This window comes from Burkholderia sp. Bp9143 (assembly GCF_003853645.1).
In the GTDB taxonomy this organism is placed as follows: Bacteria; Pseudomonadota; Gammaproteobacteria; order Burkholderiales; family Burkholderiaceae; genus Burkholderia.
In genome coordinates, this window is the sequence record NZ_QTPO01000083.1 from 1 (window position 1) to 26826 (window position 26826).

At 58.7% G+C, this 26826-nt stretch carries 29 protein-coding genes and 4 pseudogenes; 9 read left to right on the forward strand and 24 right to left on the reverse strand.

The genetic code is table 11. The features are described 5' to 3' along the window. Nucleotides 1–44: 44 nt before the first annotated feature. From DIE23_RS37055 to DIE23_RS37075, 5 genes are all read right to left on the reverse strand, one after another. A complete protein-coding gene (locus DIE23_RS37055) occupies nucleotides 45–596 on the reverse strand; it encodes a DUF2182 domain-containing protein (RefSeq protein ID WP_260436346.1) in 552 nt (183 codons plus the stop codon). Nucleotides 597–601: 5 nt separating this feature from the next. Beyond that, complete coding sequence (locus tag DIE23_RS37060; protein WP_124617630.1) at nucleotides 602–1279, reverse strand: DUF1326 domain-containing protein; 678 nt, start codon at nucleotides 1277–1279, stop codon at nucleotides 602–604. A gap of 234 nt (nucleotides 1280–1513) precedes the next feature. Further along, nucleotides 1514–2053, reverse strand: a complete 540-nt coding sequence (locus tag DIE23_RS37065) for a nuclear transport factor 2 family protein (RefSeq protein ID WP_124617632.1) — start codon at nucleotides 2051–2053, stop codon at nucleotides 1514–1516. A 231-nt stretch (nucleotides 2054–2284) separates the two neighbouring features. Next, nucleotides 2285–3115, reverse strand: a complete 831-nt coding sequence (locus DIE23_RS37070) for an alpha/beta hydrolase (protein WP_311767843.1) — start codon at nucleotides 3113–3115, stop codon at nucleotides 2285–2287. A gap of 51 nt (nucleotides 3116–3166) precedes the next feature. Further along, nucleotides 3167–3808 (reverse strand): HD domain-containing protein, encoded by a 642-nt coding sequence (locus tag DIE23_RS37075; protein ID WP_124617634.1) that lies wholly within the window; start codon nucleotides 3806–3808, stop codon nucleotides 3167–3169. Between the two features lie 134 nt (nucleotides 3809–3942). Here DIE23_RS37075 and DIE23_RS37080 point away from each other — a divergent pair, with 134 nt between their 5' ends. Together DIE23_RS37080 and DIE23_RS37085 are read left to right on the forward strand one after the other, a co-directional pair. Next, complete coding sequence (locus tag DIE23_RS37080) at nucleotides 3943–4980, forward strand: GlxA family transcriptional regulator (protein ID WP_124617636.1); 1038 nt, start codon at nucleotides 3943–3945, stop codon at nucleotides 4978–4980. A 102-nt stretch (nucleotides 4981–5082) separates the two neighbouring features. Continuing rightward, complete coding sequence (locus DIE23_RS37085; RefSeq protein ID WP_124617638.1) at nucleotides 5083–5301, forward strand: hypothetical protein; 219 nt, start codon at nucleotides 5083–5085, stop codon at nucleotides 5299–5301. 68 nt (nucleotides 5302–5369) lie between these two features. Here DIE23_RS37085 and DIE23_RS37090 read toward each other — a convergent pair whose 3' ends face one another. Then, on the reverse strand, nucleotides 5370–6356 hold the full coding sequence (locus DIE23_RS37090) for a GlxA family transcriptional regulator (RefSeq protein WP_124617640.1): 987 nt from the start codon (nucleotides 6354–6356) through the stop codon (nucleotides 5370–5372). Nucleotides 6357–6458: 102 nt separating this feature from the next. On the opposite strand from DIE23_RS37090, the gene DIE23_RS37095 reads away from it, so the two are divergent. The 3 genes and pseudogenes from DIE23_RS37095 to DIE23_RS37105 all read left to right on the forward strand — a co-directional run. Then, the gene (locus DIE23_RS37095) at nucleotides 6459–6764 is read left to right on the forward strand and encodes a DUF3817 domain-containing protein (protein WP_124617642.1); all 306 of its coding nucleotides are present in this window, start codon (nucleotides 6459–6461) and stop codon (nucleotides 6762–6764) included. After that, nucleotides 6761–7159, forward strand: a complete 399-nt coding sequence (locus tag DIE23_RS37100) for a CopD family protein (protein ID WP_124617644.1) — start codon at nucleotides 6761–6763, stop codon at nucleotides 7157–7159. Before DIE23_RS37095 ends, DIE23_RS37100 begins: the two co-directional genes overlap by 4 nt. Nucleotides 7160–7444: 285 nt before the next feature. Then, nucleotides 7445–7582 (forward strand): annotated as a pseudogene (locus DIE23_RS37105) (LuxR C-terminal-related transcriptional regulator); the annotation flags it as partial. Here the strand turns inward: DIE23_RS37105 and DIE23_RS37110 are convergent. The 9 genes and pseudogenes from DIE23_RS37110 to DIE23_RS37150 form a co-directional block, all read right to left on the reverse strand. Continuing rightward, a pseudogene (locus DIE23_RS37110) lies at nucleotides 7579–8496 on the reverse strand (aldehyde dehydrogenase family protein); the annotation flags it as partial. The pseudogenes DIE23_RS37105 and DIE23_RS37110 overlap by 4 nt on opposite strands. Further along, nucleotides 8487–9911: an FAD-dependent oxidoreductase gene (locus tag DIE23_RS37115; RefSeq protein WP_124617646.1), complete on the reverse strand. Its 1425-nt coding sequence runs from the start codon at nucleotides 9909–9911 to the stop codon at nucleotides 8487–8489. The pseudogene DIE23_RS37110 and the gene DIE23_RS37115, both read right to left, overlap by 10 nt. A 103-nt stretch (nucleotides 9912–10014) precedes the next feature. After that, on the reverse strand, nucleotides 10015–10854 hold the full coding sequence (locus DIE23_RS37120; RefSeq protein ID WP_124617648.1) for an ABC transporter permease: 840 nt from the start codon (nucleotides 10852–10854) through the stop codon (nucleotides 10015–10017). A gap of 15 nt (nucleotides 10855–10869) precedes the next feature. Further along, a complete protein-coding gene (locus DIE23_RS37125; RefSeq protein WP_185646609.1) occupies nucleotides 10870–12138 on the reverse strand; it encodes an ABC transporter permease in 1269 nt (422 codons plus the stop codon). A 103-nt stretch (nucleotides 12139–12241) separates the two neighbouring features. After that, nucleotides 12242–13282: an ABC transporter substrate-binding protein gene (locus tag DIE23_RS37130; protein WP_124617652.1), complete on the reverse strand. Its 1041-nt coding sequence runs from the start codon at nucleotides 13280–13282 to the stop codon at nucleotides 12242–12244. 75 nt (nucleotides 13283–13357) lie between these two features. After that, nucleotides 13358–14449: an ABC transporter ATP-binding protein gene (locus DIE23_RS37135; protein ID WP_124617654.1), complete on the reverse strand. Its 1092-nt coding sequence runs from the start codon at nucleotides 14447–14449 to the stop codon at nucleotides 13358–13360. A gap of 156 nt (nucleotides 14450–14605) precedes the next feature. Further along, a complete protein-coding gene (locus DIE23_RS37140; RefSeq protein ID WP_124617656.1) occupies nucleotides 14606–15028 on the reverse strand; it encodes a thioesterase family protein in 423 nt (140 codons plus the stop codon). A gap of 12 nt (nucleotides 15029–15040) precedes the next feature. After that, nucleotides 15041–15961, reverse strand: a complete 921-nt coding sequence (locus DIE23_RS37145) for a 3-keto-5-aminohexanoate cleavage protein (protein WP_124617658.1) — start codon at nucleotides 15959–15961, stop codon at nucleotides 15041–15043. 34 nt (nucleotides 15962–15995) lie between these two features. Next, nucleotides 15996–16943, reverse strand: coding sequence for a 3-hydroxyacyl-CoA dehydrogenase NAD-binding domain-containing protein (locus tag DIE23_RS37150; protein WP_260436348.1), 948 nt, complete (start codon nucleotides 16941–16943; stop codon nucleotides 15996–15998). Between the two features lie 206 nt (nucleotides 16944–17149). On the opposite strand from DIE23_RS37150, the gene DIE23_RS37155 reads away from it, so the two are divergent. From DIE23_RS37155 to DIE23_RS37165, 3 genes and pseudogenes are all read left to right on the forward strand, one after another. Beyond that, nucleotides 17150–17860 carry a GntR family transcriptional regulator gene (locus DIE23_RS37155; RefSeq protein WP_124617662.1) on the forward strand — a complete coding sequence of 237 codons (711 nt, stop codon included), beginning with the start codon at nucleotides 17150–17152 and terminating at the stop codon, nucleotides 17858–17860. 157 nt (nucleotides 17861–18017) lie between these two features. Then, nucleotides 18018–18919, forward strand: a pseudogene (locus DIE23_RS37160) (integrase core domain-containing protein). Nucleotides 18920–19125: 206 nt separating this feature from the next. Then, complete coding sequence (locus tag DIE23_RS37165; RefSeq protein ID WP_260436349.1) at nucleotides 19126–19521, forward strand: phage integrase N-terminal SAM-like domain-containing protein; 396 nt, start codon at nucleotides 19126–19128, stop codon at nucleotides 19519–19521. Nucleotides 19522–19573: 52 nt separating this feature from the next. Here the strand turns inward: DIE23_RS37165 and DIE23_RS37170 are convergent, their stop codons facing one another. The 7 genes from DIE23_RS37170 to DIE23_RS40585 form a co-directional block, all read right to left on the reverse strand. Next, a complete protein-coding gene (locus tag DIE23_RS37170) occupies nucleotides 19574–19906 on the reverse strand; it encodes a cupredoxin family copper-binding protein (RefSeq protein ID WP_124617664.1) in 333 nt (110 codons plus the stop codon). 26 nt (nucleotides 19907–19932) lie between these two features. Further along, nucleotides 19933–20517: a DUF4142 domain-containing protein gene (locus DIE23_RS37175; protein WP_221623385.1), complete on the reverse strand. Its 585-nt coding sequence runs from the start codon at nucleotides 20515–20517 to the stop codon at nucleotides 19933–19935. Between the two features lie 83 nt (nucleotides 20518–20600). Next, a complete protein-coding gene (locus DIE23_RS39825) occupies nucleotides 20601–20747 on the reverse strand; it encodes a hypothetical protein (protein WP_185646608.1) in 147 nt (48 codons plus the stop codon). A gap of 188 nt (nucleotides 20748–20935) precedes the next feature. Continuing rightward, nucleotides 20936–21946, reverse strand: a complete 1011-nt coding sequence (locus DIE23_RS37180; protein ID WP_124617678.1) for a LysR family transcriptional regulator — start codon at nucleotides 21944–21946, stop codon at nucleotides 20936–20938. A gap of 696 nt (nucleotides 21947–22642) precedes the next feature. After that, complete coding sequence (locus DIE23_RS37185) at nucleotides 22643–23563, reverse strand: AraC family transcriptional regulator (RefSeq protein ID WP_124617666.1); 921 nt, start codon at nucleotides 23561–23563, stop codon at nucleotides 22643–22645. A 5-nt stretch (nucleotides 23564–23568) separates the two neighbouring features. Then, on the reverse strand, nucleotides 23569–24015 hold the full coding sequence (locus tag DIE23_RS40580; RefSeq protein ID WP_260436350.1) for a helix-turn-helix domain-containing protein: 447 nt from the start codon (nucleotides 24013–24015) through the stop codon (nucleotides 23569–23571). A gap of 278 nt (nucleotides 24016–24293) precedes the next feature. Continuing rightward, entirely contained in the window at nucleotides 24294–24542 is a 249-nt protein-coding gene (locus tag DIE23_RS40585; protein ID WP_260436351.1) for a cupin domain-containing protein, read from the reverse strand. Between the two features lie 87 nt (nucleotides 24543–24629). Here DIE23_RS40585 and DIE23_RS37195 point away from each other — a divergent pair, with 87 nt between their 5' ends. Next, entirely contained in the window at nucleotides 24630–24935 is a 306-nt protein-coding gene (locus DIE23_RS37195) for a carboxymuconolactone decarboxylase family protein (RefSeq protein ID WP_124617668.1), read from the forward strand. Nucleotides 24936–25172: 237 nt separating this feature from the next. Here DIE23_RS37195 and DIE23_RS37200 read toward each other — a convergent pair whose 3' ends face one another. Together DIE23_RS37200 and DIE23_RS40945 are read right to left on the reverse strand one after the other, a co-directional pair. Beyond that, on the reverse strand, nucleotides 25173–26297 hold the full coding sequence (locus DIE23_RS37200) for a PLP-dependent aminotransferase family protein (protein WP_260436352.1): 1125 nt from the start codon (nucleotides 26295–26297) through the stop codon (nucleotides 25173–25175). Between the two features lie 108 nt (nucleotides 26298–26405). Next, nucleotides 26406–26624 (reverse strand): annotated as a pseudogene (locus DIE23_RS40945) (GntR family transcriptional regulator); the annotation flags it as partial. Between the last annotated feature and the right edge of the window lie 202 nt (nucleotides 26625–26826).

Here is a 26826-nt window from a genome sequence, read left to right on the forward strand (position 1 = left end):
CGGCTACGCCGCCTCCGACTCCTCACCACCGGCCAAAACAAACGTCAACGACCGGCCAACATAATTGTCGCCCCCCAATAGCGGGCAAAAAACGAAAGAGGTGATCGGCATCCTGTCAGGCAGGAATGCTTCAGCCTCGAGATCTGATACAGACCCGCGAAAACCAGTACCGAGCCAGCGATGTACGGCCCGGCACGATTCCAGGCAATCATCTCTGGACTGATCGCTCGAATGAGCCAATCCACAACATAGGCGACAAGGCCATACGCGATCCACGCGATGCCGTAGCCAGAGATGAACGAGGTCATCAGGCCGCGGCGCCTCGCCACCAACCCGCGTCCCCGCAGCAGTACCGCGAAGGCTCCTATGTAGTTGAGTTCCGATGGCAGCATCATCGCAGTCAGCATGACAACCCAACCGGAAAGAAACACCGGCAGTCGATTCAGCGGCGTCCCCGGTCCCTCGTCCATGCCCCCCATAAATACCAGTGCACCGAGCCACGCTGCAATGCTGAGCGCTACGACGGCCATCGTCCAGCCAGCAACCCCCGGGCGCCTGCTGGGCGCCTGTGCTGCAGCTGCGGAAGAGGAATGCATCGGTCTCATCGTTTGTCAGGTCCATGCCAGTCAAAGGGGATGTGCTTGCTCGCCTGGCCCGCCGGGATGTCCTGCTCGAACCCGAAAGCCGTCCATCGGCCGCCTGTACCCTTTCCCCATGTCACCGGCGCTTCGGTCGGACCGACCTCACTACCCGGTGGATTAAAGCTCTGCAGAAGTTTCGTAGTGTCCGAAGTCGGGCCGTACATCGGGTGCCCGCTCGCGTCGACGCGGTCGTCGACCTTCACGCTCCAACGTTCCAGCTTGCTACCGATCTCGACGGTAATGTCAGCGAACTCGACACCGTTGACCTGGCGCACGCGCGCCGGCACGAACTCGGACATCCAGCTGCCGGCCTTGCCGGTGAAGATGTTGATCAGCGCTTCCCGCTGGGCTTCATCCGACCTGGAGTCGAGGAAAACACCACAGTCGAGCTTGGCGTCGCCCCAGAGATTGCCGTCAAAGGCAGCGATCAGCACCACGTTGAGACCCGCCATTGGGGTTCCGCCATAGTGTCCAGAATTGATCCGGTAAGCCCATAGCACTTCGCAATGGTTATTCGTCGGAGGCTGCGCGAATGTGCAGGGACATGGCGAATTGCACGAACAGACATCAAACCATTCGCCTGTGATTTGCCATTGCGGAATTACCGGTTGTTCTTCAGATACCAGTTTCTCGGTCATCACGTGCTCCCATCTCTGCTGTCATTGAATTTACGTTGCCATGATGAAGCGCCCGCCTGATGCAGTCGAATGGCGATATCGACATAAGTAGTGGTGGTAACGACATGCAGTAGCCGGCCGGAGCCACCGCTCGGCATGCGATAGACGCACTACGAGGTGCGGTCACCGGTTGCCGCAGGGTGCACGGCAAACGCCGTAAAGTATCCAGCCCGGGCAACCATACGCCGGTGTTCGTTATCCACCAGGTAGGAAAGGTCGTATCGCAGCGGCGGAAATGTCTGGGGGCGTCAGCTGGCGATTCGTCGTTGAGCCGCCGATGTAGCGCTCGGCGATCCGACAACCGTTGCCGGTCTCGCGAAGTCGGTCAAGCATTGGCGAATACATCCAGATCATCGGTAGGTGGTCGCTCTCGGTCAGCTCCCCGTCGCTCATTTTCGGCGCGTCTTCCGGTACCGCGTAGCGCACAAGAAGGTTGTGATATCGCACGGCTACGAGCCCGTTTTCCTCTTCATCGACAATGTGACCCGAGCCGCAGCGGCTGACTCCTGGAACCGGATAGGGATAGACCTCGGTGAGGAAGTGGCGGATGTTGGATTCACCGCTGATCTCGCCTTTGAAATGGATGACCTTCGCATCGGTCGTAAAGGAACGGATCATTTCTTCGAGATCCCAGGTCTCGAACAACCAGTTGACCCGGTTCACGAAATCTACCGCACTGGCTCGCCTGTCGGGATTCATCTCGCGTGCAGCGACAACCTTAGGGAAGAAGCGCATCTTTACCTCCGGTGCATGAACAGTTAGCAATGACACTGCACAAAGCGAACCCCAGGTCCGCTCGCCCTGTCTTACCCCGATTGAGGAAGCGTTCTCTATCGCACATCTTGCCGCCCATTCGCGCCGCGTGCCTCGGCGACGAACGGTCTGCCCATTAACGCGATGAACCGCGTGGCCCACAAGCGACGATCAATTTTGCGGGAAGCAGTCGTTCAGGGAGCTCCCTCGAAGTTATGTCCTCAGTTGCCGCATGAATGGGTGAATTGCTGCTGCAACCGCAGCCGGATTCTCGAGAGGTGACAGATGCCCCGTACCGGGCAGCACATGCATTCGGGCGCCCGGGATTCGTGGCAATAGCTCGCTCTGCAATGTTTCAGGCCGGTCCACCTGATCAAATTCCCCAGCGATAACTACGACAGGTACATTGATCGACGAGACGTCAGCGGTAATGTCTTCGACCATGCCGCCAAGTGGCCACGCAACTTTGGCCTGCGGTGCGCCGCGCAGACTGTCGGCGATAACCTGTTCGCGAAGCTCCGGTGCCAACCTGTTTGCGGTGAGTACGTTATCAAGTGCCCAGGTGATCGACTCCCGGCTGTCGTAGACTTTGGCCATTGCGGCGCGCTGTTCGCCAGAAAAGGTCATCGGTGACGGAGGCGACGGCGCCACGAGGATGACGCCCTGGAGTCCCGCAGGCCGCCGCGACGCGAATAGCTGCGCGACCTTCCCGCTCATCGAGTGACCGACCACCACGTAGCGCTCAAGGTTCAGGGCTTCAATGACGTCCTGCACGTCGTTTGCAAGATCGCCGATGGCATAACCCTGCTCGGGTGCGTCCGAGTCACCCCAGCCGCGGTGATCCATAGCTACCGACCGATACCGGCCCGCCAGGTCACGGATCACGCCGTCCCAGGTTCGGCTTGATCCGCCGTAATAATGCAGAAACAGAAGCGCCGGTTCGCCGTCCCCGCGCTCTTCGACGTAGATTCGCGATCCTCGAGTTTTGACATGCATTTCGGTTTTCCTGATACGTGGCTCGCTTTCGGCGCCAGAGGACACCATGCGAATTCCTGGTGAAAGTTCTTTCGCAAAACTAACTAGTACTGCGCTACGTCAACTTTCGAACGGGGCATCATTGATCAGGTCGCACACGTTCGGAATGTCGAAGCCGTGTACGTGGCGACGACCGATATCGGCGATTCCGGTGCCGACGGTCGTATGGGGTTTTTTTCTGGCGACTTCGGCAAGCGCTTCAGTAAACGCAGCTTTAAATCCAGCACGGGGGTAGAGCGCGAGCGTATCGTCGATCAGTGAGGGCGTGACTTCGTCCAGAAACAGCCCGAAGACGTCGAGATGGGCGCCCATGTAGACGAGAGCGATTTCAGGCTGTTTGCGGTCGGCGAGGCCACCCGCGGAGTGAAGCGCGATGGCATCCCAAACGAGTTCCGCTTTCGCTTCCGGGTAGCCATCGGCACGCAAGATGCGGCTGGCCGCATCAGCACCGTCAACTTCAAAGCGCTGGTCGGCGGCAAATTCGTCCGTGAGGCCCAGATCGTGAAGCAGCGATGCGAGGTACACCACTTCCCGATCGTATTTCAACCCTCGCTTTCTGCCGAGGAATTCGGCGAACCACCATGTTCGATGCACGTGATGCATCATCGCCTTGGAATGTACTCTCTCGACGAGTGCGGCGGCTTTGGAGGCGATCCCCGAGTCTGGAGCACTCACGCCCCCCAACGTGACAGGTTCACGCATGGCATGTCCTCCAGGACATGTGACGTTGCATAGCAGATCACTCTAGGCGGTTCGAGGATCGCGCAGGTGCCAGATTTCGGACGATTTCTGCCACAATCGTGCTCCCAGTGCCCGATCGTGCGGATGCTCCTCCAATGAGAAAACGGACGAAACTGATCGCCCCGCCTGCAGGCGCGAGGCAGAAGCGGGTTGTCATACTGGGTTTGCCACCGGTGGACGCGCTCGACGTGATCGGTCCAGCGGAAGTATTCGCGTGGGCGAATCAACTGCACGGTGGTGGAACTGCCCCGTATATGCTCGAACTGGTTTGTTCTGCCGCTGACGTACACGTGGACAGCGAAACAGGGATTGGACTCAGAGGGCATAGCACGCTCGAGCAGGAGCGTCGTGAAAACAAATCCATCGATACCTTGCTCGTGACGACGGGCTCCAGGTCGTTCGAGCAGGTCGATCAAGCCGCCATTGAGTGGATTCGAACGCGCTCACCGACGGTACGTCGCGTGTGCTCCATATGTGTTGGCGCGTTTGCCCTGGCTGCCGCAGGCCTTCTGGACGGACGCAGGGCGACAACACATTGGAGCGTGGCACACCGCCTGGCGGAGCGCTATCCCAAGATACAGGTTGGCCCGGCTCCCATCTGGATAAAAGACGGGAACGTGTACACGTCGGCCGGCATATCGTCAGGGATCGACCTCGCGCTTTCGCTGGTAAGCGAAGATCTGGGCGCTGACTTCGCCTTGGAAATAGCGAAGAATCTGGTCCTGTTCTTACGTCGTCCGGGCGGGCAGGCGCAGTTCAGCTTCGCACTTCAGTCACAGCGTACGCACGATTCCGGTCTGAACGATTTGTGTCTCTGGATCGGTGAGCATCTGCATATGGACCTCACGGTCGAGATCATGGCAGCCAGAGTCTCGACCAGCGTCAGAACGCTGATGCGCATGTTTCAGCGAGAATTGCAGACCACACCCGCAAGATACGTCGAAAACGTCCGGCTGGAAGCGGTCTGCCGTTCGCTTGCGTTCGGCGATCGATCGATGCACGACATCTGTCGTCAGCACGGTTATCGCAGCGTCGACGCGCTAAGAAAGGCATTTACACGCCGCTTCGGCGTGAGCCCCACGGAATACGCTCGGCGCTTCGGAAAAAGCACCGAACCGGCGCACTCCGGCTGACATTGGCCGCTTGGACGACTTAGCCAGTTGGCAGAAAACGAGGGGGAATGGCTTCTGCGTAGCACGGTGCCGATCGCATAATTGCTCTGAAGGAGACAAGCGATGACCGCACCGACCACGATTCTCATGCCTGTGTTCGACGGCATGACCCAGCTCGATTTCACTGGACCGCATCGATTCCTGACCCGACTTTCCAATGCTCGGGTCATCGCCGCGTCGATGGGTGCCCGTCCTGTTAGAGCAGATGGGCTCGATATTGATGCGGCCCCACTGGCCGCGTCGCCATTAAAGAGTAGGGTTGACCGAGTCTGGCATCAATGACATACACACCTCGATTTATGCCATCGCGCTGGCTGCTGCCCTCCCCCGATGGCCCGAACAGCCAAATCCTAGCGATGCGATGCTTGCTGCGTGCCGGACGCTCCACTCGCTACGGAGCGCGGCATTGCAAAGGTTTTACGGTATCGGATCGGTGATGTGCCGGCGATACGCCGGAAGTTCTCGCGCAACGCGGTCGCGGATCCGAAACCTGCCTCATACGCAACCTTTTCGATTGACCATACCGTGGTCTCCAAAACTTCCTGCGCACGACGAACACGCGCTGCGAGCAGCCATTGCAGCGGTGACATCCCAGTCTCCGCAAGAAAGCGCCGGCTCAACGTGCGGGTGCTCGTGCGGGCACGGTGCGCGATGGCATCGATTGTCAACGGCTCTTTGAGATTGAGCCGAATCCATTCAAGCAGCGGCTGCAGCGATGCGGACGAATTCATCATGTCGTGGCGGATGAACTGTGCCTGGCCGCCGTCGCGGGCGAGCGGCACGATCGCGAGGCGAGCCGCGTCAGCAGCGGACGACGCACCATAGTCTCGGCGGATCATATGGAGGCACAGATCGATACCCGCCGCAGCCCCCGCTGACGTCAGGATCGCTCCTTCGTCAACGAACAGAACCGTCGGGTCCACATCCACAGCCGGATAGCAGCGAGCCAGTTCCGCCGCCGCAAGCCAGTGCGTTGTTGCCCGCCGGCCGTCAAGCAACCCGGCCGCCGCGAGCACAAAGGCGCCAGTGCAAATGGATGCGATTCGGGCGTCGCGCGAAGCGGCATCGCGCAGCGCTGCAATCAAGCGACGTGAAACCTGCGCATGCGGATCGGCGACACCTGGGACGATGATCGTATCGGCCTCGACCAAGGCATCGAGGTTTCGGTCGATCTCGGCGCTGAACAGGTCGCTTCGAACGCGGCGCGTCTCGCCGCAGAGGAACACTCGATATGGCCGATCGAGACCCGGCACGTGTGCCCGCGAAAATATCTCGCCTGGAATAGACATATCGAAGGCAACAAAGCCGGGGAGCAACAGTACTGCGACGGTATGCATAAAGATAGTTGGCCGAAAGCCGTTGATTGCTGTCTGATCAGCCAATGGTAGAGGGAGCCGTGGCGCTCCACAATGAGGGCCCTTTCGCTCGCTGAGTCTCCCATGGTCCAAGCCCCCGTATTCGTGCGCAACCTTCGCATCATGGCCACGATCGAGGCCACGACACTGGTCGTACTTGTCTTTATCGCGGTTCCGCTCAAGCATCTGGGCGGCATGCCGACGGCCGTCCAATGGATGGGACCTGTGCATGGCATCGCGTTCGTCTTTTACCTGTGGATGGTCGTCACATCAGCGGCAAGCGGTCAGTGGCGACGCTCGGAAGTCGCTCGACTCTTGGTCGCTGCGATCATCCCGTTTGGGGGCTTCTTGAACGTGGCATGGCTCGCGCGCAAGCGAGTTGTTCGATGATCTATCTGCTGATGAAGGCAGTTCACGTTGCCTCAATCATCGCCTTCGTCGCCGGGCTACTCGTCCTCGCCATCTGCGTAGCAACGGGCAATCTTGCAACCCTGCGGGTGACACGCCGTTGGGACCGCCTGGTAACAACGCCAGCCTTGGCGCTGGTATGGATCACCGGCCCGACGATCGCGATAATGGGTCACTGGTTTGGCTCTGCATGGCTTACCGTAAAACTGGTTCTGGTCGTATTGCTGTCGGCTTTACATGGCATGCTCGCGGGCTTTCTGAGGCGGGTGGAGCGCGACGACACGGCGCGTGGATCCCCCGTTTTGCAGTTCGCCGCGCCGGCCGTGATCGTCGTTGTGGTGGCGGTCGTTTGGCTCGCTGTCGTGAAGTTCTTCTAGCGAGACAGCCATACCCAAGGCGTGCGTGCCTCGGAGGCCGTCCAGAACGTCGCGCCGGCCTCAAGAGCCGGAATTTTCCCGCTAAGACTGGGACGGAAATTGGGCCAGCCTCACCCCAAAAAACAATCACGAGTCGTTTATCTTTGGATCACGCCTGCACCGCGAGCCAAGACCCGCAAGGATTCCCGATCCGCCTCCTAAAACGAAACTCCACTCCCCCCAGTCAGACACTAAAAAAAACACTAAAAAGCGGATGCGACACGTTCCGAGCGATGGCGCTAGCCAGTCGACGGGCGCACGAGCAAAGAAATCGGCCGCAATCTCGGCATAAGCCCGCGCACCGTCGACATCCATCGTGCGAGCCTGCTACGCAAGTACGGCGTGAAGTCGACGGCGGACCTGATTCGTACGCTTCTGGCCTAAGGCAGGCGGCCCGCCTCGCGGGGTTGCATGTTGCGGATCACCATCAGCCGCGGCTCCGTCATGTCCTCGATCGCGTACCACACGCCTTCGCGGCCCAGCCCCGAATCCTTGACGCTGCCCACCTCGAGTTCGTCCCACGCGCGATACGCATGTGCGAGCGAATCGTTGAACACGCCCGTCTGCAGGCCGAGATCGCTGGCGTTGAACCATGCCCGTGCAGCGCCGAATTCGTCGAATGCCTCCAGCAGAGCGACCGGCCCGAATGCCTCCTTCCGGTACAGATTCTGATCGCGGCCGACTTTTTCCAGCAGCGTCGCCTCGAACATCACGCCGTCGACGCTACCGCCCGCGATCAACTTCGCACCCGCCTTCACGGACAGCGCCATCCCGCCCGCCAGCTGGTTTTCCTCGGATTCGGAGATCATCTGCCCAACGAACGTTTCGAAAGCGTTCGGATCGCCCATCCTCGGCGATCTCGCCTTCTTTATCAGCCGCTTGCGCAGCGCATCATACAGGCTCGCGTGCACCAGAATCCCCTGCACGCCGATGCAGCTTTGGCCCGACTGCTAGTGGACGCCGCTCGACCACCGCGTCGATGCGCTTGCGCTGATCGTCGCCACATTACCGTCGAGCTCCAGCACCACCTTCTTCTTGCCGGCCTTCTTCAACTGCCGGCCGACGGCGGGCGGACCGGTAAACGGCAGCGGCCGGATATGCGCGTCGGTCGTGACCGGATCTGCGCCGTCCCGATGCGTCGGCAGGATCGGGACGGCGCCCTTCCGCAGATCTCTTTCAGCCAGCACCTCGCCGATGATCAGCGCACCGATCGGCACGCAGCTTTCCGGCTTTAGCACGAACGGGCAGTGGGCCGCGATCGCCGACGCTACCTTGTTCGAAGCCAGATTCAGCGGGAACTCGTGTTAGCCCGGGTCGGTGACAGCCCTGCCGGCGCAAGCCGCGTCAATCCGCGAACGACGACGCCGGGAACACGTCCTTCGTCAGCAGCGTGATCCGACCGTTCGACGGCGTACCGAACCAGCCGTGCGCCTACATAGCGCAATGGCTCGGGAGGAAACGCTCGGTGCAATGGCTGAACCAGACCACACCGCGCCCAATCGTCATCCAGAGCCAGTACCAGTGAACGAAGAATCTTTCCGCCAAGCATCGACGGCCCGACTCCATTCCCCGAATAACCGACACCGTAGAAGATGTGACGCGTTCCCGGCAAGCTGCCGAACACGGGCAAGCCGTTACTTGAACGGTCGATAGGTCCCGTCCAACTGTACATGATGTCGCTTTCCGAGACGTCCGGATAGATGCGCGTCAACCAGCCTGTGACGATCGACTCAATCGAAGAGCGGCCGTCGAACGTACCGTCCACTTTCGATCCGAAGGCCGTCTTGCCGCTGCCTCCGCCTTTCCCGAATACGATACGTCCGTCGGGGGTGGTTCGATAGTAGTGAACCAGCATCCGGCAGTCCGAAATGGTCATTCCGTCGTTCCAGCCGATTGTCTCGAGCAGTCGAGGGAGCGGACGGGTAATCACAATGTCACTGGAGACCACCGCGATCGCTTTGCGGATGTCCGGAAAAATCGCACCCCACGCGTTCATTGCGAGAACGACCTTCTGCGCGCTTACGGTTCCGCGCTGACAGCGGACTTGCGCCGGCACGCCGCGTCCAAGGCCCACCATGGGTGAGCTCTCGAACACCTTTATCCCGAGTTGCACCGCATGTCTCTTAAGACCGCGCGCGAGCCTAGCGGGCTGGACTGACGCAGATACTCGCTCGAATACACCGCCCAGATGAGCGCTGGACCCACCAGGCGGCGCCGCGCCAACGGGTTCAAACGGTGCTCCCCGATGGCGCGTCGCCTGTACGGTGGCGTCCCAGCTTCCGATCTGCGCCTCGGATGTCGCCGTCCATAGCCAGCCGTCGAGGCGCAATTCCGCGTCGATTGCGTTCTTTTCACAAAACGATTTGAGATCGAGGATCGCGTGCGACGACAGCTTGCAAAGCCGCTCGGCCTCCACCTCACCGCACATCTTGGCCAAGGACACGAACTTTGCCCAGAGGCTCAGCACGAAGCCCCCGTTTCGGCCACTGGCTCCGCTGCCACACAAATCGCGCTCGACGAGCACGACGTCCAGTTCGGGCCGCGTCGTCTTTATTTCGATCGCACTCCATAAGCCTGTGAACCCGCCACCTACGATGCAAACGTCGGCGTGGATATCACGATCCAGCTTGACAGGTGGATCCTGACATTCGCGGGATAACGCTTCTTTCAGCCAGAAGCTGAGATCGCTGGTCAACGGGGTTGAGCGTGTCATTTCGGTTCTATCGATTCAAGGGCACACGGCGAATACATTGAAAGGATCGGAGCATTCGTCCGGCACGTTTCGAACGACGTATGAATTTCTAGCTCACTGCCCCCTACTTCGACACCGCCCTCGCCGCGTTCTTGCCGCGTAGCCATTCCAGTGCGAGCAGTAGGCATGTGGAAAAGAGGATGAGGATCGTCGCCAGCGCAGCGATCGTTGGACTTATGTTTTCTCTAATACCCGTGAACATCTGGCGCGGCAACGTCGCCTGATCGGCGCCGGCAAGGAACAACGTGACCACAACTTCGTCGAACGAAGTCGCGAAGGCAAACAGCGCCCCCGAGATGACGCCGGGTGCGATCACCGGCAACGTGATTCTGAAAAAGGTCGTGACGGGATTGGCGCCGAGCGACAGACTCGCGCGCACCAGGTTGTTGTTGAAGCCTTGCAATGTCGCCGCTACCGTCGTCACGACAAACGGCACGCCTAGCGATGCGTGCGCGAGGATCAATCCCAAGTACGTATTCGCCAGCCCGAGCGGCGCAAAGAAAAGGTACATCCCCACGCCGACGACAACCACCGGCACGATCATCGGCGAAATCAGAATCGCCATGAGCACGCCCTTACCGCGAAAGTTCGCCTTCGTCAGACCGATCGCCGCCAACGTCCCCATGATCGTCGCCACGACTGTCGCCGAGGGCGCGACGATAAAGCTGTTCTTCGCAGCCATGCGCCATTCCTCAGAGGCCAGCAAGTGGTGGTACCAACGCAGGGACCAGCCCGGAATCGGGTAGACCAGAAATGTGCTCGACGAAAACGACAGTGGCACGATCGCCAGCACCGGCAAGATGAGGTAGAGCAGCGTCAGCGTAGCGAGGCCACGAAGCGTGAAAAACCATACGCGCTCAGTGAGCGACACGTGTGGGGCAAATAGCGTTCTTGGATGGTTCATTGCAACTCCGTAGCATCAGCCGAGACTCAGACTGGACCGCGTGAAGCGCCCGTAGATCACGTACAGAACAACCGTCGCAACCAGCAGCAGGCCGCCGAGCGCACAGGCCATGCCCCAGTTGATCGAACTGTTGGTGAAATAGGCGACGTAATAGCTGATCATCTGGTCATTCGGTCCACCGAGAAGGGCAGGCGTGATGTAGTAACCGATTGCCAGAATGAAGGTAAGCAGCGCGCCCGCACCGACGCCCGGATAGGTCTGCGGCACGTACACACGCCAGAATGCGGCGAACGGATGGCTTCCGAGCGATATTGCCGCACGTTGGTAGGAATGCGGAATGGACTTCATCACGCTGTAGAGCGGCAAGATCATGAACGGCAGCAGGATGTGGGTCATCGAGATGTACACTCCGACGCGATTGAACAGCAACGCGACCGGTGCATCGATAAGTCCACTGCCTATCAGCGTCTTGTTGACGAGACCCTCGCTTTGAAGAATCACGATCCACGCAGCGACGCGCACGAGAATGGATGTCCAGAACGGAATCAGTACCATAATCATGACAAGGTTGGCGCGACGTTCTGGAAGCGTCGAGATCCAGTATGCGAGCGGATAACCGAGCAACAACGCACAAAGCGTAACCACGACACCGATAACGAGCGTGCGCCCAAAGACAGCAAGATAGATGCGCTGATCTGGATCCGTCGGCACGATGTCGCCGAACGCGTCCTGCTTGTGGTCCAGCGATGCCAGCAGGTAGAACGGTGTATAGGCTCCGTTGTTCTTCGCTATGGCTTGCCAATATGCGATGTCATCCCAGCGCGCATCCAGCTCCGTCAGTTTCGCGTGGATTTGTGCGGGCGCGAGCTTCAGGGGATGGCCCGCGTCGTCCGCGAACGGCATCGCTCGGGCGGTCTTCGCAATCAGCGAACGATAGCCGGGAATTTCGTCGTTCAGACGCCGGCCCAGTGCGCCCCGCACTTCGTCGTCCGTGATCACCGTGATATCCGCGGCAAGCGCAGCGTAGGCCGAATCCGCCGGTATGCGCTTGCGGTCCCAATGAGCCAGTGCGCCGAGCGTGTGCGGCAACGCAGTCGTCACTTCGGTATTGTGGACGGCGCGGGTCAGCAGCGTACCAATGGGTACAACGAAGATCAGCAACAGAAAGATCGCAAGTGGAGCAATCAGGAGCAGCGCCACCGCGACCTTCTTCGCCTCTGCGGTCTTGAGTTCGCGTTTGAGTTTATCGGTTGATTCGGGCGAAGAATCCATAGCGATCGTCATCGTCGTCATGCTTGTCTCCTGCTTCACTTCGGATCGCGCACCGTAAGGTGCACGACCCATGATCCATTACAATGTGCTTCATCATCGAAGCCACACCATCCTGTTACTTGGCTGCCCAGGATGCGAAGCGCTGCTCCAGTTCGTCACCATGGTCCGTCCAGAATGTCATGCTTTGGAGTACCGCGTTCTTGCCGTTGGCTGGCGAGTTCGGCAGGTTCGCAAGCGTCTTCGCATCCAATGATTTGATTGCCGCGACGTTGGCCGGCCCATATGCGATGTTCTTCGCGTAGTCTTGTTGCGGCTTCTCGGTAAGTGCAAAGGCGATGAATTTCTCGGCCAGGTCCTTGTTCGGTGCGCCCTTTGGAATTACGTACCACTCCACGTCGTAGATGCTGCCGTTCCATACGACCCGCAGGTTCTTGCCCTCCTTCTGCGCGGCATCGATACGGCCGTTATAGACCGTGGACATCACAACGTCGCCAGCTACGAGGAACTGCGGCGGTTGCGCGCCGGCCTCCCACCACTGGATGTATGGCTTGATCTGATCGAGCTTTTTGAATGCGCGGTCCTGTCCCACTTTGGTCGAGAGCACTTTGTACACATCCTTCGGTGCAACGCCGTCAGCCATCAGTGCAAATTCCAGGTTGTAGCGCGCGCCCTTGCGCATGCCACGCTTGCCCGGAAATTTCTTCTCGTCCCAAAAGTCGGCCCAGCCCGTGGGCGCAGTCTTCAACGTGTCGGCGTTGTAGGCCAGCGCTGTCGACCAGACGAACATCCCGGCGCCACAGGGTTGTATCGCTTCTGGAATGAGATCGCCCTTCTTTGCGATCTTCGACCAGTCCAGCTTTTCGTACATGCCTTCATCGCAGCCACGCCCGAGATCGCCGGTTTCGACCTCCGCGACATCCCAGTCCACATGTTTTGCATCGACCATCGCCTTCACTTTCGCCTGTTCACCGTTGTACTCCACGACGGTGATCGTGTTGCCGGTCTGAGCCTCGAACGGACGGTAAAAGGCAACCTTCTGCGCATTACCATTCGCGCCCCCCTGATTCGCAACAGTAAGGCTTCGCGCTTCGGCCAAGGACGAAAGCATGAGTGCACTGGCAGCCAATGCAAGCGAAACAACAGCGGTCCTGTTCATTTGATTTCCTCTTTCGGAATGAGCTTTCATGAGACGCATGACGCTTTTGACTCGCCCGCGTCAATGGGTAACCTTTCAGGCGAATACGCGCAAATGTTCGGGCGCGAACGTGAGCGAAACCGGCTTGCCGGACGCAAAATCCGACAACACCTCGTTTCCAAGCGGCACTTTCACGAAACACTCGCTCTGGTCAGCAATCGAGCAACGCATGCGCACGTGATCGCCAAAGTAAATCAGGTCCGCGCCCGCGCCCCGCACGACGTTCTCGCTGCCGCCGATTCCGGTTGTTACGCGCATGCGCTCCGGACGAATACAGGCGACAGCCGCTGTGCCAGGCTTTGCGCCCGCTACATTGCGGCCCTTCAAACGCGTGCCGTCGGAAAGTTGAAATTCGCACTGGGCGCCGTCAGAGGCGACGATGGTCCCGCGCAGCTTGTTGCTATCGCCGATGAAGTTGGCGACGAACTCGTTGCATGGCGACTCGTAAAGACTGTCGACGGAATCCAACTGTTGCACGATGCCCTTGTCGAACACTGCGACGCGATCGGACATCGTCAATGCCTCGCTCTGGTCATGCGTCACGTAGACGAACGTCACGCCGAGCTTTTCGTGCAGCGATTTGAGCTCGTACTGCATATGCTCACGAAGCTGCTTGTCGAGCGCACCGAGCGGCTCGTCCATCAATACCAGTTCGGGTTCGAACACGAGCGCTCGCGCAAGCGCGATGCGCTGCTGCTGGCCGCCCGATAGTTGTGCGGGGTAACGCTTCGCGAAGCTCTCCATGCGCACCATTTTCAATGCATGGGCGACCCGTTGTGCGCGCTCTTCGGCCGAGGACTTTCGCACCGTCAACGGATACGCGACGTTTTGCTCGACGGTCATGTGAGGAAACAACGCGTAGTTCTGGAACACCATGCCGATGTTCCGCTTATGCGGTGGCACTTTGTTGAGCAGCGTGCCGCCGAGCCAGATCTCGCCGCTCGTCGGAAACTCGAAGCCAGCCAGCATCATGAGACATGTGGTCTTGCCGGACCCCGACGGACCCAGGAGCGTGAGGAACTCACCTCGCCTGATGTCCAGGTCCAATTGTTTGACCACCAGCGTTTCTCCGTCGTAAGTCTTTCGAACACCTCGAAAGCTCACAAGGATGTCTTTATCCGACTTCATTGAATGTCTCCAAAACAACGGTCTTGCTGCCGGTGTTGGTCAAGAGCGCGTCTGAGCCGCTTACTTCAACAGTCGAGCCATCACCAGACTATGGAACAAAGTTAAGCCGCTCAAATTGCCATGTCAACAAATATGATATCTGATCAGGTTATTTCCCTATGCAGGCTCGACCAACTCGATGAGGGGGCCGCGGAGGCCCTCCGGAATGGGGCTGCTGGTTCTAGCCTGCATATCGAAGAAGACCTCGACTGCTTCGCACGACGCGAGCAGCCGGTCGGTACCCTCCTCCGCCAGCTCCATGCAAAGGGTCACGGATTTGCTGCCGACCCGAAGCACCTTTCCATGCACCTTCGCAACAGTGCCGGCGACCGCCTCCGAAGCGAACGACATCCTGACTTCCGCGGTGACGGGCATCGTGCCGGGACTGCCCAGAGCGGGCACCGTCAGACCCAGCCGCTTCCAGAAGATGAACAGCGCGTCATCGAATGCAGCGGCGTAGTGGCGCACATTCAAGTGACCGAAGTGGTCGCATTGCCATTGATGAGCCACGACCGAACTGAGAAGAAGCGACTTGGCCATGATTAGGTTTCCTCAATTTGTGTCTGAAAGCGTGGGCACGCGAGAGAGGCCGAAGATCTCACGTGCGTCATCCGGTGTCGCAACTTCGCAGCCGAGATCGCGGATGATACGGCTCGCGCGTTCGACCAGTTGTCCGTTGGTCGCGAAGACGCCGCGCTCGAGATAAATGTTGTCTTCAAGTCCGACGCGACAGTGGCCGCCCATCATCGTCGAGAGCGCGACGATTTCCATCTGGAAACGCGAGATGCCGAATGCGCTCCACTGCGCATCCTTCGGCAAGAGATCTTTCATGTAGACGAGCGTCTTCACGTCCGCTGGCGCGGACCATTTGACGCCGAGACAAATCTGAAAGAGCGGCGGCGCGTCGATGTACCCGTCTTCCACCATCTTGCGCGCCAGTAGAATGTCGCCTGGATTGAAGACTTCGATCTCCAGCTTGGTACCCGTGCCGCGAACCAGTTCCGCCATGCTGCGCAACTTCCCCGGCGTATTCATGAAAACGCAGTCAGGCGCGCCGGCGATTCCCCCTTCGAGATTCATCGTTGTCGCGTCGAGCGTACAGATCTCCGGGTGATTCTCGAGCACGTGAAGCACTCGCTCTTCAGCGCTGCCCACGTCGGTCGTCGGGTGAGCGAGCGCCTCGTTGCCAGGCTCGGGGACGAATGTTCCACCCATGCCGGTCGTCAGATTGATAACCACCGACTGGTTCACATCGCGCACACGTTCGACGATCTCGCGGAAGACTTCGGGCGATCGGTCGCCCGCGCCAGTCTTGGGATCGCGCCCATGGATATGAACGACCGACGCCCCGGCCGATGCCGCTTCGAGGCACGCTTCAGCAATCTGCTGCGGCGTGACGGGGTAGTTGGGATACTTCGGATGGATCGGACCATCACCAGTCACGGCACACGTCAACACGACTTTGCGTTTCATTCGCACTCTCCAGAAAATGGACCCTAGGTCAGGATTAAGGCTGCAGGGATGCCTTGCTTTGCACACTTTGATTTTTCAGCGCGCGCAACACCGCGACGAGCTTTGCGTCACGTTCACGCCGCAATTCCATATAGTCTCGACCGTTGATCTCGTCCTGCAGACCCGAGACAAGCTTGTCGATCGTCGCATCGGTCAGCTTTGGCGTGCCGAGGTCGTCCCACCAGTGGTGATAGCTATCTCTGAACTGCTCGCAGTACGCACGCAATCCACCTTCGCCGCCCCCGAGATTCAATAGCAGGTGCGGCCCCATGACCGCCCAACGCAGACCTGGGCCGGCGCTGACTGCTGTATCGATATCCTTCAGACTCGCGACACCTTCCGCCACGAGCGATATGGCTTCGCGCCACAGTGCCGCTTGCAGGCGGTTAGCAACATGCGCGAGCACTTCACGCTCGAGCGTGATGGTGACTTTTCCGCAGCTCTCATAGAAAGCCGTCGAGCGCGGCAACACGTCTTTCGCTGTTTGTTCGTTGGCGTAGAGTTCGACGAGCGGAATCAGGTGCGGGGGATTAAACGGATGTGCAATGACGATTCTGTCCGGTGAGTTCCAGCCCGCCTGAAGATCTGACAATTTGAAGCCCGATGAGCTCGTCGCCACGATTGCTTCGTGCCGCATACGCGGCTCGATTGCCCGATAAAGCTGCAGCTTCGCTTCCAGCCTCTCGGGAATGCACTCCTGGATGAAGTCGGCCGTCGCAACGGCCTCTTCCAGCGAGTCCGTGACGCGAAACGCCGGCCGTGTATCCGCATGAGCCAGCCCGAGTTCAATCAGCGTGGGCTTGACCGAAGCCCAAAACGCCTCGATCGCCGCGCCTGCATCTGGACGGCTGTCATACAAAAAGACTGTTCGGCCCGAAGCAGCAAACAGCGCCGCCCAACTACACCCGATGAGCCCCGCGCCGATCACCGCAACGGTTGCCATTTGCCCTGCCTGTTCGCCTCTCTCCGACATGATCCACCCCTTAAATATGTGATATCTGATCAGATTGTAGGTCGTTCGAGATATCTGATCAAGTATTGTGTTTGTAACGCAAGGTGCTACACTGGCCTGAAGAGCGATCGTGCTGCGACGGCCAGCGATCCAGGCGACGCCGCGGCGTGGACGTGACTTAACTTGGAGCAACGCAATTGACAATCGAAACGACTGGACTGCCCGAGTTCGAAGCGCGACGCCGCAGTTCGGACCTTGAATACATCTATGACGCATTGAAGCAGTCGTTCATGATCGGTGAGTTTGTGCCGGGGCAGCGCGTGACGCTTCCGGTTCTCGCCAACGCTTTCGGAACGAGCCAGATGCCTATTCGCGAAGCCACGAATCGACTCGTCGTCGCTCGCGCGCTGGAAGCATTGCCGCGTCGATCGCTGCGTGTCCCGCAGGCGACCACCGCACGACTGGATGCCCTTTTGCCGCTGCGTTTGCAGCTCGAAGGCGAAGCGACACGCCTTGCTACCCGGCCGGGATCGAAGTCGCTGGCGGCTCAATTGAAGAAGATCAATGACGAGATGTACAGCAAACCGGCCCTCAAGGACGTCAAGACTTTCCTGCGTCTAAATCAGCGCTTTCATTTCACGGTCTACGAGCATTGCGGAAATCCCGACCTCGTCGATCTGATCGAGCTTCTCTGGATGCGTTATGGGCCGCTGATGAACGTCGTGCACAACGGCGTGCTTTCACACACTGGCAAAGATCGCCATCTCGAATTGATAACAGCCATCAAGGATGAAGATCCGGCGAGAGCCTCGGCAGCGATACGTGCCGACATCGCCGAAGCTGCGGCGCAGATTCGCGACGTGATCGCGACGCATGCCAAACACGCGGCGGAAAGCGCCGTGGTGTGACAGACAAAGCTCCGCATCATTGCGGTTATGGTTCCGATGAGGCGAGTCACGCACAAGGTGACCTGCCTTGGAATTTTCGGATCAGTTGAAACTTGAGAGAATGGCTTCCAACGGAGAACAGGAAGCCATGTAGAAGAGCCGGTTTACCGAAGAACGGATGGTGACAATCCTGCGCGAGGTGGACAAGGCGCCGGTCGCTGAGGTGGCAAAGAAGCACAGAGTCCGCGAACAAACCATTTACAACTGGCGGCAGGGCTGGAAGATGCCGACGTGAAACGTCTCAAGCAACTCGAGCAAGAGAATGCGCGGCTGAAGAAGATGCTGGCCGAGCGCGATCTCGAGCTGGATGTGATGAAAGGGATCAACGCAAAAGAGTGGTGAGCGCACCCGCCCGACGCCGGCAGGTCACCTACGCGAAAGCGCGGGTCCTGTCGGAACGACGTGCGTGCGCGCTGATGGCAGTCGCCCGATCGGCGCTGCATTACGGTCCGACGCTGACAGTTCGGGATGCGCCAGTGCTGGCAGCGATGGACATCCTGTCGGCGCAATATCCGCGCTATGGATACCACTGCATCCAGAGCTTTCTGGAACGGCAGGGTCTCCCGACGAGCGCTGACTGGGCCTGGCGGCTGTGGCGCCTTGCTGGGTTGCAGATGCCGCGCAAGCAACCACCCCCACGTGTGTCGGTCCTCGCCCTCGACCGCAGCCGGCGACGGCGGCACGACGCGTCTGGGCGTACGACTTCATAGTCGACGCATGCGCCAACGGCCAGCAGTTGAAATGTCTGACCGTGATCGATGAATACCCTTCGCGCCCAAGCAAGCCGACCGACAACGCGAAGAATGAATCCTTCACGAACGCTTTCGGGAGGAGTGCCTCAACGCACATTGGTTCTTGTCGCTTGAGGACGCCAGACGCAAAATCGAGGGCTGGTGAGAGTACTATAACGAGGCACGTCCCCACTCTGCATTGCAGTGGATGACCCCGGCGGAATTCGCCCGCCAGTGCACCGATCGGGCCGATTCGGCCCACCCCGAAGAGCCGGAATTTTCCAGCTAAGACTGGGACGGAAATTGGGCCAGCCTCATCGCAATTGGCCGAGGGATTAAACCCCTCGCGCGATAAGGGCTACCGTCATACGGGGCGCTCAGGGAGAACGCGACCACAAGGTTCTATGTTGGCGAACGAGGCAGACTGCCTGGTTCGCCAATGTGAGCGGAATCATGACCTCCCTACAGGCAAACGTCGGTCCAACGCCCTAGCTCATGATTGACGACATGTGTATGTGCCAGCTTTCGCCGACGACGCAGAACACCTATCTGCGAATCGTGCGTGAATTTTGCCGGTTTCTCGGGCGCTCGCCCGACAGCACAACCGTCGACGACGTGCGGCACTACCAGCTGCATTTGGTCAATCGCGGCACCTCACCCGTTTCACTGATCAACGCGATCAACAACCTGACGTTCTACTTCAAGGTCACGCTCAACCGGTCCAAGCTCATCAACGGGTGCGGCCGGTGCGCGCGCCCCGCACGTCATCGGTCACGCTCAGTCCCGATGACGTGCGACGGCTGGCGGTCAGCACCGAAAATCAAAATATGCACCACTGTCATTCGTTCAGTTGTACTACGCTTACTTCACATTACTCAGAAAATTATATGACGTCACCGCCCTCCAGGCACACGAAAACGCCGTACGCTCCTTTAGCGAATGCTTAACCCACGACGGTGACCACGCCCTTCATGTCTGGATGAAACGTGCAGTGATACGCAAGAGTCCCCGGGTGCGTCATCACAAGGTGCCCTACTGCGTTATTCGCCAACATGCCGGTGTCCCAGCTGTTGTCGTTCGCCGTCGCCGTATGCGGGGCGAAATCCCGATTGACCCATTCGACGATTTCGCCGGCACGCACTTCGATTCTCGATGGCTTGAAGGCGAAGTCCTTGATTTCAATCTGATGGATCGACCGGGCGCTCGTTTCGGCCCAGAGCGGCAAGGCGTAACCCCCGGCCGCCAGCGCGAGTATGAATTGACGTCGATTCAGCATTTTATCTCTCCAATGGCCAACTTAAGCTACTTCAACATATTGACCATGTGATTCGCATGCTCCTCGTGAACGCGGAACGTGACGAGTGCTTGGCCCAGAAATGTCTTGAGGTCTGAATTCTGAACGGTCGGGATCCAGGTCTCGCCGACGATCTTGTTCACCGTCTGGTGGTAAGCCAGCTCGTTGGCGGCATAGGCTCGATCGAACGCCGCGCCGTCGAGGGCATTCAGTTCAGCTTTCTTGGCCGAAGCGCCGGCGATCAACGCTTGGCTGAATGCATTGTCTTTGGGTTGAACCTTCAGCTTGGCAAGCAATGCGGCGGCGCCATTATTCACTGCCGTGTGGTCGCGTATCATCAGCTCCGCGAAGTTCCGGACGTCTTGATTTTTTGTTTTGGCGAGGGCGATCTTGGCATAATCGATGTCGACGACGTCCGCCGTGTAGGCAGCATGTGCGATCTCGAGGTCGCTCAACCCGGCTTGGGCATGGGCGGTGCTTGCCACCGAAACCAGAGCAACGGTGGTCAATAGTGCAATCTTAAGTTTGTACATGGTTTGTTTTCCTTCGGGAAAGAGTTGCCGGGGTGCATTAACGACAGGGATACGTTGCATGATCAAGCTCCTTACTTTTTAAACAGATCACAACCGAGCCACTTGACTGGCCGATCTGAGGTACAGCTAATCCACGCGCAGATTTACACCTGGTTCCGCACCGGAATGTTGAGGACGGCACGCTCGAGGCCGGGTGTGACGGTTTTCCCGATCCCGTGCGCAATGACAGGCATTGAGATGGTGAGGACAACGTCTGCGCAGGCAGCGCCGAGAACGGATGGAGTTTTCATGTGGATGCTTCTCCTTATGGCCCTTGTATTGTGGCCGCGCTCTGGGCCACATGTAAGAACCATGATCGAACGTTTTGTGTGTACCATGACCGGGTGACCAAGCTGCTGGAAATCCGGCTCGATCGGTTTGCGGAAACTGCATCGGCCGAGCAGATTTGCCTACCACGGCGGAGCGTGGATGTCCCTTCTCAACCCATCTCGATCATTTCGCTCACGACAGGCGTATCGAGCGGCGGTGTACTAACGAACTCTTCGAAAGCGCGCTTGCTGCATACCGCGTCGAGATTTTCGCGACCGCTCAACAGGGGACATTTTTCAAACACCTCGGCAATCCAGTCGACGAAAACGCGCACCTTCGCAGACAAATGGCGGCTTGCGGGATAGACGACCGAAATTGGCATCGGCAGCGGCTTCCATCCGGACAGTACTTCACGGAGGGTGCCGGCGCGCAGATGCGGCAGCACCATGAAAAGCGGCGGTTGAATGAGGCCGAATCCTTCGAGTGCGCAAGTCACGTAGGCATCCGCTTCATTGACCGACACGGTGCTTGTCATCTTCACCTCGATTTCCTTACCGTCGGTGAGGAAGACCCAGTTAATGACGCGCCCCGTGCGGCTTGAAAAATAGTTCACGGCGTTGTACTTGGCCAACTCCTCCAGCGAACTCGGCACGCCGGCGCTCTCGAGATACCGGGGCGACGCACATGTGATGCATTCGAATAACCCGATGCGTCGCGCGACGAGCGACGAATCCTGCAGCGCGCCGACACGAAGTACGCAATCGACTCTCTCCTGAATCAGGTCAACTGGCCTGTCGGATAGACCCAATTGCAACTCGACGTCGGGGTAACGCGCGTGAAAGTCCGCAAGCTTAGGTATGACGATCATGCGCCCGATTGCAGCGGGTACATCGATACGAATCTTCCCTCGCGGCTTATTGTTGCCTTGTTGCAGGCTGACTTCTGTTTCCTCGACGTCAGAAAGAATCCGCATGCAGCGCTCATAGTATGCGGCGCCGTCGGGCGTTAGGCTTAAGCGCCGCGTCGTTCGGTGCATGAGCCGCACGCCGAGGTACGATTCGAGATTCTGAATGGTTATCGTGACAGAGGCGCGCGGCAGTTCCAGCGTATCCGCAGCCTTCGTGAAGCTTTTGGTGTCCACCACACGAGTGAAGACCTGCATGGCCTGAAGCCGATCCATCATGATTCTCCGGGTAACGCACTCTGCGCTCCCGCCCGAGAGAGCGTACTAGCAATGCGGAATCGCATTTGGAATTCCGAATTGTGTTGCCTGACTGGCATCTATCCTGTGCCGAAGACACAATTCACTTTCCCCGGTTTTCCGCCTTTCGACGAATCCCGAGTTATACGGCAGCGCCCTCGGTCTGTTCAGCTTTGACCCAACCTCGAAGGAGCGATCCGGAAAAAAGAAAGTCAAGCGACGACGATGTCTGATTTGCGCCGGATATCGTCGACCTGAACTACGGAAGTCGGCCTCGAACAACCGGCAACCGCGCGATGCTTGAGACCAACGCTGCCGCGCGCACGCACGATCGTTTTTTACCGTAGCATTTTGGATCACTAATGGTACAAATAGAAGAACCAAGATTCCCCTGTTTTGTGTGCACCTATAATATGGATTCCGATCTTCAGATTTAATTTGGCCGGACAGCGAAGCTGTCCGTTGCGTGACTGCGACACGCAGAACTTGGGTCGCGGCCCGCGCATTCGAGGCGTTGAGAGCGGGAACACGTAGCATGATCAATCTCCTTTGACGACGAAGACTCACCGTAGAAGACATCATGCGTTAACAACCGCTTAGCTTACAAGATCGCGAAACAATACTGGGACTGTCGATGGCGAGATTGGGACGATCTGCAGCGTCTCGACACGCCAGTCAGGGACGACTGTTCTTGGGCGGGTGTCCGAATTTTTGTGCGTAAGCACGGCTAAACGCAGTAGGCGACCTGTACCCTGCGAGGTACGCGACTTCTTTCACGGAAGCGTGCGGCTGCCCGAGCAGAAGACGTGCCTTTTGGAGGCGCCAATCGGTCAGGTAGCCCATTGGCCCCGTGCCCACGAGTTCACGAAAGCGTTCGGCAAACCGACTGCGCGACATGCCGACCTCCGAGCCGAGGCTCTCGACTGTCCAATCGCGATCGAGCTGCTGGTGGATGATGCTCAGTGCCTTGCCGATTTGCGGATCATGGACCGCCGTGAACATACGTTGCAGTTCCGGCACACGGTCGATCCCGGCGCGCAGCACCTCGATATACAGCACCTCGGACAAGCGGCTGATCGAGGCAGACGTGCCCGGAGCGTCCTGGAAAATTCGGCGTACGAGGAGTCGAAGAACGTCATCGAGTATCGGCTGACGCGCTCTGTCCTCGGCGCTCAGGTGAAGCATCTTCGGCAACGCATGCAGGAGCGGATGATCCGCGCCTTCGGCGAACGTGTAGTGACCGCAAACCAATTGTGTGGAAGCCGTTGGATCTCCCGAGCCGATGACGAATGTGCCTTCGCCTCTATAGCCCGTGCTTGCCATGATGTTCTCGAGCGGGACTGCACCCCGTCCGGCCACGTCGGACAGGACATGCGCGCTACCGTAAGGAATGAGTATGAGGTCGCCCGGTTGCAGCAACACTTCCACTCCGCCCGGCACCGTCACGTGGCAACGACCCTGTACCACAAGGTGGAATCGTGCAGCCTTGCCGTAAGCCGGCACACCGATCGCGAATGGGGGCGAGAAGTCAGTGCGAAAGTAGAGGGCGCCTTTCAATTCGATCGTGTCGAGGATATCGCTCAAGACGTCTTTCATGGAAATCACTCCGTGCTGGTGAATCGGCTCAGGGTGTTTTTCGACCTTGACCGGTTCCGGAACGCAGTCGGATCCCAGCCGTGTAATTTTGCGAACGCCTGTGAGAAGTTGCTTCGGCTCGAGAACCCTACTGCCCGGGCCACTTCGGAAACCTGTAGCGTGGTGGTTGCTAGAAGTTCGCCCGCTTTTCGAAGCCTTACAACCTTCAACATGGCCATCGGTGATTGGTCAAAAGCAACTTCGAAACGGGCGGCAAACGCCGATCGACTCATTCCGGCGATATCGGCGAGCCGCTGCACGGACCAAGCCGATTGAGGGCGGTCGAAAATTGCCTCGACCGCGCGCGAGAGGCGTTGGTCGGCGATGCCAGCCGTCCAGGGCAGTTCAGCCCCGCCATGGTCAATTTGACGCCTAAGTACCATCACCGGGCACTGCTTGAGCAGCGCTTCCACAAGCACCCTTGATCCGAGCCCGGGCCGAGCGCATTCTGCCAACAAAAGAACGAACTGGTCCCGCAAGCCCGACGCCCCGTCAAATTGCGCGACGACTGGGCGGCGCATTGATTTGAACGGATCAACCGCCGTGCCTATATCAACATTCAATTCACCGCACGCTGTAGCGACACCTTTACTGCCTTCGCCGACTCTGACGGTCGGGACCGTCTCACGCGAAGGCCAGACGCCCAGGCGGACACGATCGACCGTATTTGCCGGCGACGAAGTCGCACTCTTTATACAGTAGGAGACACCAGGGGGAGCATCACGAAACTGTTAGAGTTCAGCGCAATGCGCTCCCCATTTTGCACCACCAACTCACCGCTTCCCGCCATGCAGTAGTGCAGGCTAGCGGTCTTGCAGGCATCGAAGCGCACGGTCCAGCCGTCCCTAACGTCGCAGAGCGTGAAATTGGCCACGCCGATGTCGAGAGCGGCCAGAAGGTGGTCAAGGGTGGGATGACGCGCGGAGGGATGTTGAGTCATTGGACGGATTGGAACCAAGTCGAGACCACATGGAACCTGGACACCAATAGCATGTGATGGTAGCCCCTTGATTACTGGACGAATTCCATGTTTGACATGAAACATCTTATTCGACTGAAGAAACTGGACGAAAAAGGACCAGAAGCCATGAAAGGCGTTTGGGCATTCGATACGGCCGTGTCTGCCGAGGGCGCGCTTACGGGGCAACAAAAACAGCTCATCGCTGTAGCCGTGGCCTTGACGACCCAGTGCCCCTATTGCATCGAGCTGCACACAAAGGCCGCGCGCGACGCCGGCGCCAATGATGAGCAGTTAGCGGAAGCTGCGCTTGTGGCCGCGGCGATCCGGGCGGGCGGCGCAGTAACTCACGCTACGCACATGTTCAAGGACTGAACCAGCGCGTGAGGACCACCTCCGGCTGCATTACATACGGAGGCGGCACCCAATCCAAGCCCGAAGAAATCGGGCAGGTCACCTACGTTACCCCCGTCGACTACGAGGTCAGCTTGCTGGCTGCATAAGTTGCTCTACGTGAAAACAAGGCAGGGTCAGAGCAAAATCTGGCTATTTCTCGTGCAGCGCATCGTCGGCACTACCCTCGAAGGGTAGCTGCGTTGAGGCATTCATTCGCTAGATGCGCGAGCGGAGCGATCGATTTTCGCTCTGCCAACCCGAGGCGAGTAGACTGACACCTTTCGTGATTTGTTGCAGTGGTGTTCCGCCAAAGCCGAACACCAAGATATCGGACGCGTGTCCCACGCCGGAAAATATGTCTCCCCTGTAGATGCCGACACCTTCTTCGTCCGCAATACGGCACAGCGCATCGATGTCGTAACCATCGTTCACTCGCGTGGAAATGTGCAGGCCGCACGTCGAGTCCAAGGGAGTAAGCCATGTGGAGAGGCGGTTACTGATCCCTTCCAGCAGAGTCGCGCGCCGTCTCTTGTATTCCGCACGCATGCCGTTCAGGTGGAAGGCGAAATCGCCACTCATCATGAATTGCAGCAAGCTATTTTGGACATGCATAGACGTTTGCCTGTCTACTATCCATTTTGCCCTTCTAAGACTCTCGAGCAGCCAGGGAGGCGCGACAATGAAGCCAAGCCGGAAAGCCGGTGCCAAGATCTTTGACATGGAGCCGAGGTAAATCACGCGTTGTTCCGTATCGGCTGACTGCAGGCATGGGGATGGCATTGTCCCGTAGTAAAACTCGCAGTCGTAGTCATCTTCGAGGATAATGAAATCATCTTTCGCCGCACGTGCGAGCAGTGCTTTCCGTCGCTCCGGCGAGAGCGTAACCCCTAAAGGAAACTGGTGATTAGGTGTACAGTACAGCCCCGCGATTCGCTCTGGAATTTCTTCGACCTTGACTCCTTGTTCGTCGACCTGAAGTCGAAATGGTTCGGAGCCGGATAGTCGCGCAATATCGGCGACAACGGGAAAGCCTGGATCCTCGACAGCAAACGTGGTTCCCGGTCCCAGCAATAGTCTCGCCAGAAGATCGAGTGACTGGTGAGTGCCAGTGGTAATAACGATATCCGCCCCGGTACAACGAACCGATCGCGATTGACGCAAGTAGGAGGCAATCCGCTCGCGCAGCCTGGGGTCTCCCTCCGGCGGACCATATTCAGAAAGAGGCCCCGGCTCCATACCGGAGGCCCGTTGGGTTAAGCGCCTGGGCCGAAATACCTGTTCGCTCCCTTGGGAAACTGTACCCGGACGAAAATCTACATCCACGTCCTTGTCGCGCAGCACGAATGTCTTTGCGGGAAGACGCTCTGACCATTCGGCTAGACGTAGCCGGGGCTCGCAGTTTGTAGCCACAGAAGTGTCCTGTGGCGGAGTGGCGCGCACGTATAAGCCGGAGCCGACATGAGTCTCAAGCCAGCCCTCCGCTATCAACGCGGCAGTGGCCTCTCTTATCGTGTTGCGAGACACCCCCAGTTGGATCGCCCAGGTTCGGGACCCTGGTAAGCGTTGCCCCGGTTCCAGGCGCCCGTCTCGCAAGGCCGAGTAGATGCCTTCGTACACCTGCTGCTGGATCGGCCCCACTCCATTCAGTCTAATCAAAAGATCGCCCACTCACTCTCCCTCGCTAAATCTGGCCTTCTCCTGAGACATTCACGCTTCTGGACGAACGACTTCTTACGGCCCACTTCATGCGGGCAATTTCGGCCCACCTTCCAAGTTGCAAAGTCTTAGACTCGCTAGGTCCTGTTCACATTCTCACCAGCGGCCCAAAGGCGCAGGCAAGCACCGCGAAGGCGAAATAGTTGCCGACGAG

Coding starts and splice junctions, on each gene's coding strand:
- DIE23_RS37055 (WP_260436346.1), bottom strand. CDS start 596: ATGCATTCCTCTTCCGCAGCTGCAGCACAGGCGCCCAGCAGGCGCCCG.
- DIE23_RS37060 (WP_124617630.1), bottom strand. CDS start 1,279: ATGACCGAGAAACTGGTATCTGAAGAACAACCGGTAATTCCGCAATGG.
- DIE23_RS37065 (WP_124617632.1), bottom strand. CDS start 2,053: ATGCGCTTCTTCCCTAAGGTTGTCGCTGCACGCGAGATGAATCCCGAC.
- DIE23_RS37070 (WP_311767843.1), bottom strand. CDS start 3,115: ATGGTGTCCTCTGGCGCCGAAAGCGAGCCACGTATCAGGAAAACCGAA.
- DIE23_RS37075 (WP_124617634.1), bottom strand. CDS start 3,808: ATGCGTGAACCTGTCACGTTGGGGGGCGTGAGTGCTCCAGACTCGGGG.
- DIE23_RS37080 (WP_124617636.1), top strand. CDS start 3,943: ATGAGAAAACGGACGAAACTGATCGCCCCGCCTGCAGGCGCGAGGCAG.
- DIE23_RS37085 (WP_124617638.1), top strand. CDS start 5,083: ATGACCGCACCGACCACGATTCTCATGCCTGTGTTCGACGGCATGACC.
- DIE23_RS37090 (WP_124617640.1), bottom strand. CDS start 6,356: ATGCATACCGTCGCAGTACTGTTGCTCCCCGGCTTTGTTGCCTTCGAT.
- DIE23_RS37095 (WP_124617642.1), top strand. CDS start 6,459: ATGGTCCAAGCCCCCGTATTCGTGCGCAACCTTCGCATCATGGCCACG.
- DIE23_RS37100 (WP_124617644.1), top strand. CDS start 6,761: ATGATCTATCTGCTGATGAAGGCAGTTCACGTTGCCTCAATCATCGCC.
- DIE23_RS37115 (WP_124617646.1), bottom strand. CDS start 9,911: ATGACACGCTCAACCCCGTTGACCAGCGATCTCAGCTTCTGGCTGAAA.
- DIE23_RS37120 (WP_124617648.1), bottom strand. CDS start 10,854: ATGAACCATCCAAGAACGCTATTTGCCCCACACGTGTCGCTCACTGAG.
- DIE23_RS37125 (WP_185646609.1), bottom strand. CDS start 12,138: ATGACGATCGCTATGGATTCTTCGCCCGAATCAACCGATAAACTCAAA.
- DIE23_RS37130 (WP_124617652.1), bottom strand. CDS start 13,282: ATGAACAGGACCGCTGTTGTTTCGCTTGCATTGGCTGCCAGTGCACTC.
- DIE23_RS37135 (WP_124617654.1), bottom strand. CDS start 14,449: ATGAAGTCGGATAAAGACATCCTTGTGAGCTTTCGAGGTGTTCGAAAG.
- DIE23_RS37140 (WP_124617656.1), bottom strand. CDS start 15,028: ATGGCCAAGTCGCTTCTTCTCAGTTCGGTCGTGGCTCATCAATGGCAA.
- DIE23_RS37145 (WP_124617658.1), bottom strand. CDS start 15,961: ATGAAACGCAAAGTCGTGTTGACGTGTGCCGTGACTGGTGATGGTCCG.
- DIE23_RS37150 (WP_260436348.1), bottom strand. CDS start 16,943: ATGGCAACCGTTGCGGTGATCGGCGCGGGGCTCATCGGGTGTAGTTGG.
- DIE23_RS37165 (WP_260436349.1), top strand. CDS start 19,126: ATGATTGACGACATGTGTATGTGCCAGCTTTCGCCGACGACGCAGAAC.
- DIE23_RS37170 (WP_124617664.1), bottom strand. CDS start 19,906: ATGCTGAATCGACGTCAATTCATACTCGCGCTGGCGGCCGGGGGTTAC.
- DIE23_RS37175 (WP_221623385.1), bottom strand. CDS start 20,517: ATGCAACGTATCCCTGTCGTTAATGCACCCCGGCAACTCTTTCCCGAA.
- DIE23_RS39825 (WP_185646608.1), bottom strand. CDS start 20,747: ATGAAAACTCCATCCGTTCTCGGCGCTGCCTGCGCAGACGTTGTCCTC.
- DIE23_RS37180 (WP_124617678.1), bottom strand. CDS start 21,946: ATGGATCGGCTTCAGGCCATGCAGGTCTTCACTCGTGTGGTGGACACC.
- DIE23_RS37185 (WP_124617666.1), bottom strand. CDS start 23,563: ATGAAAGACGTCTTGAGCGATATCCTCGACACGATCGAATTGAAAGGC.
- DIE23_RS40585 (WP_260436351.1), bottom strand. CDS start 24,542: ATGACTCAACATCCCTCCGCGCGTCATCCCACCCTTGACCACCTTCTG.
- DIE23_RS37195 (WP_124617668.1), top strand. CDS start 24,630: ATGTTTGACATGAAACATCTTATTCGACTGAAGAAACTGGACGAAAAA.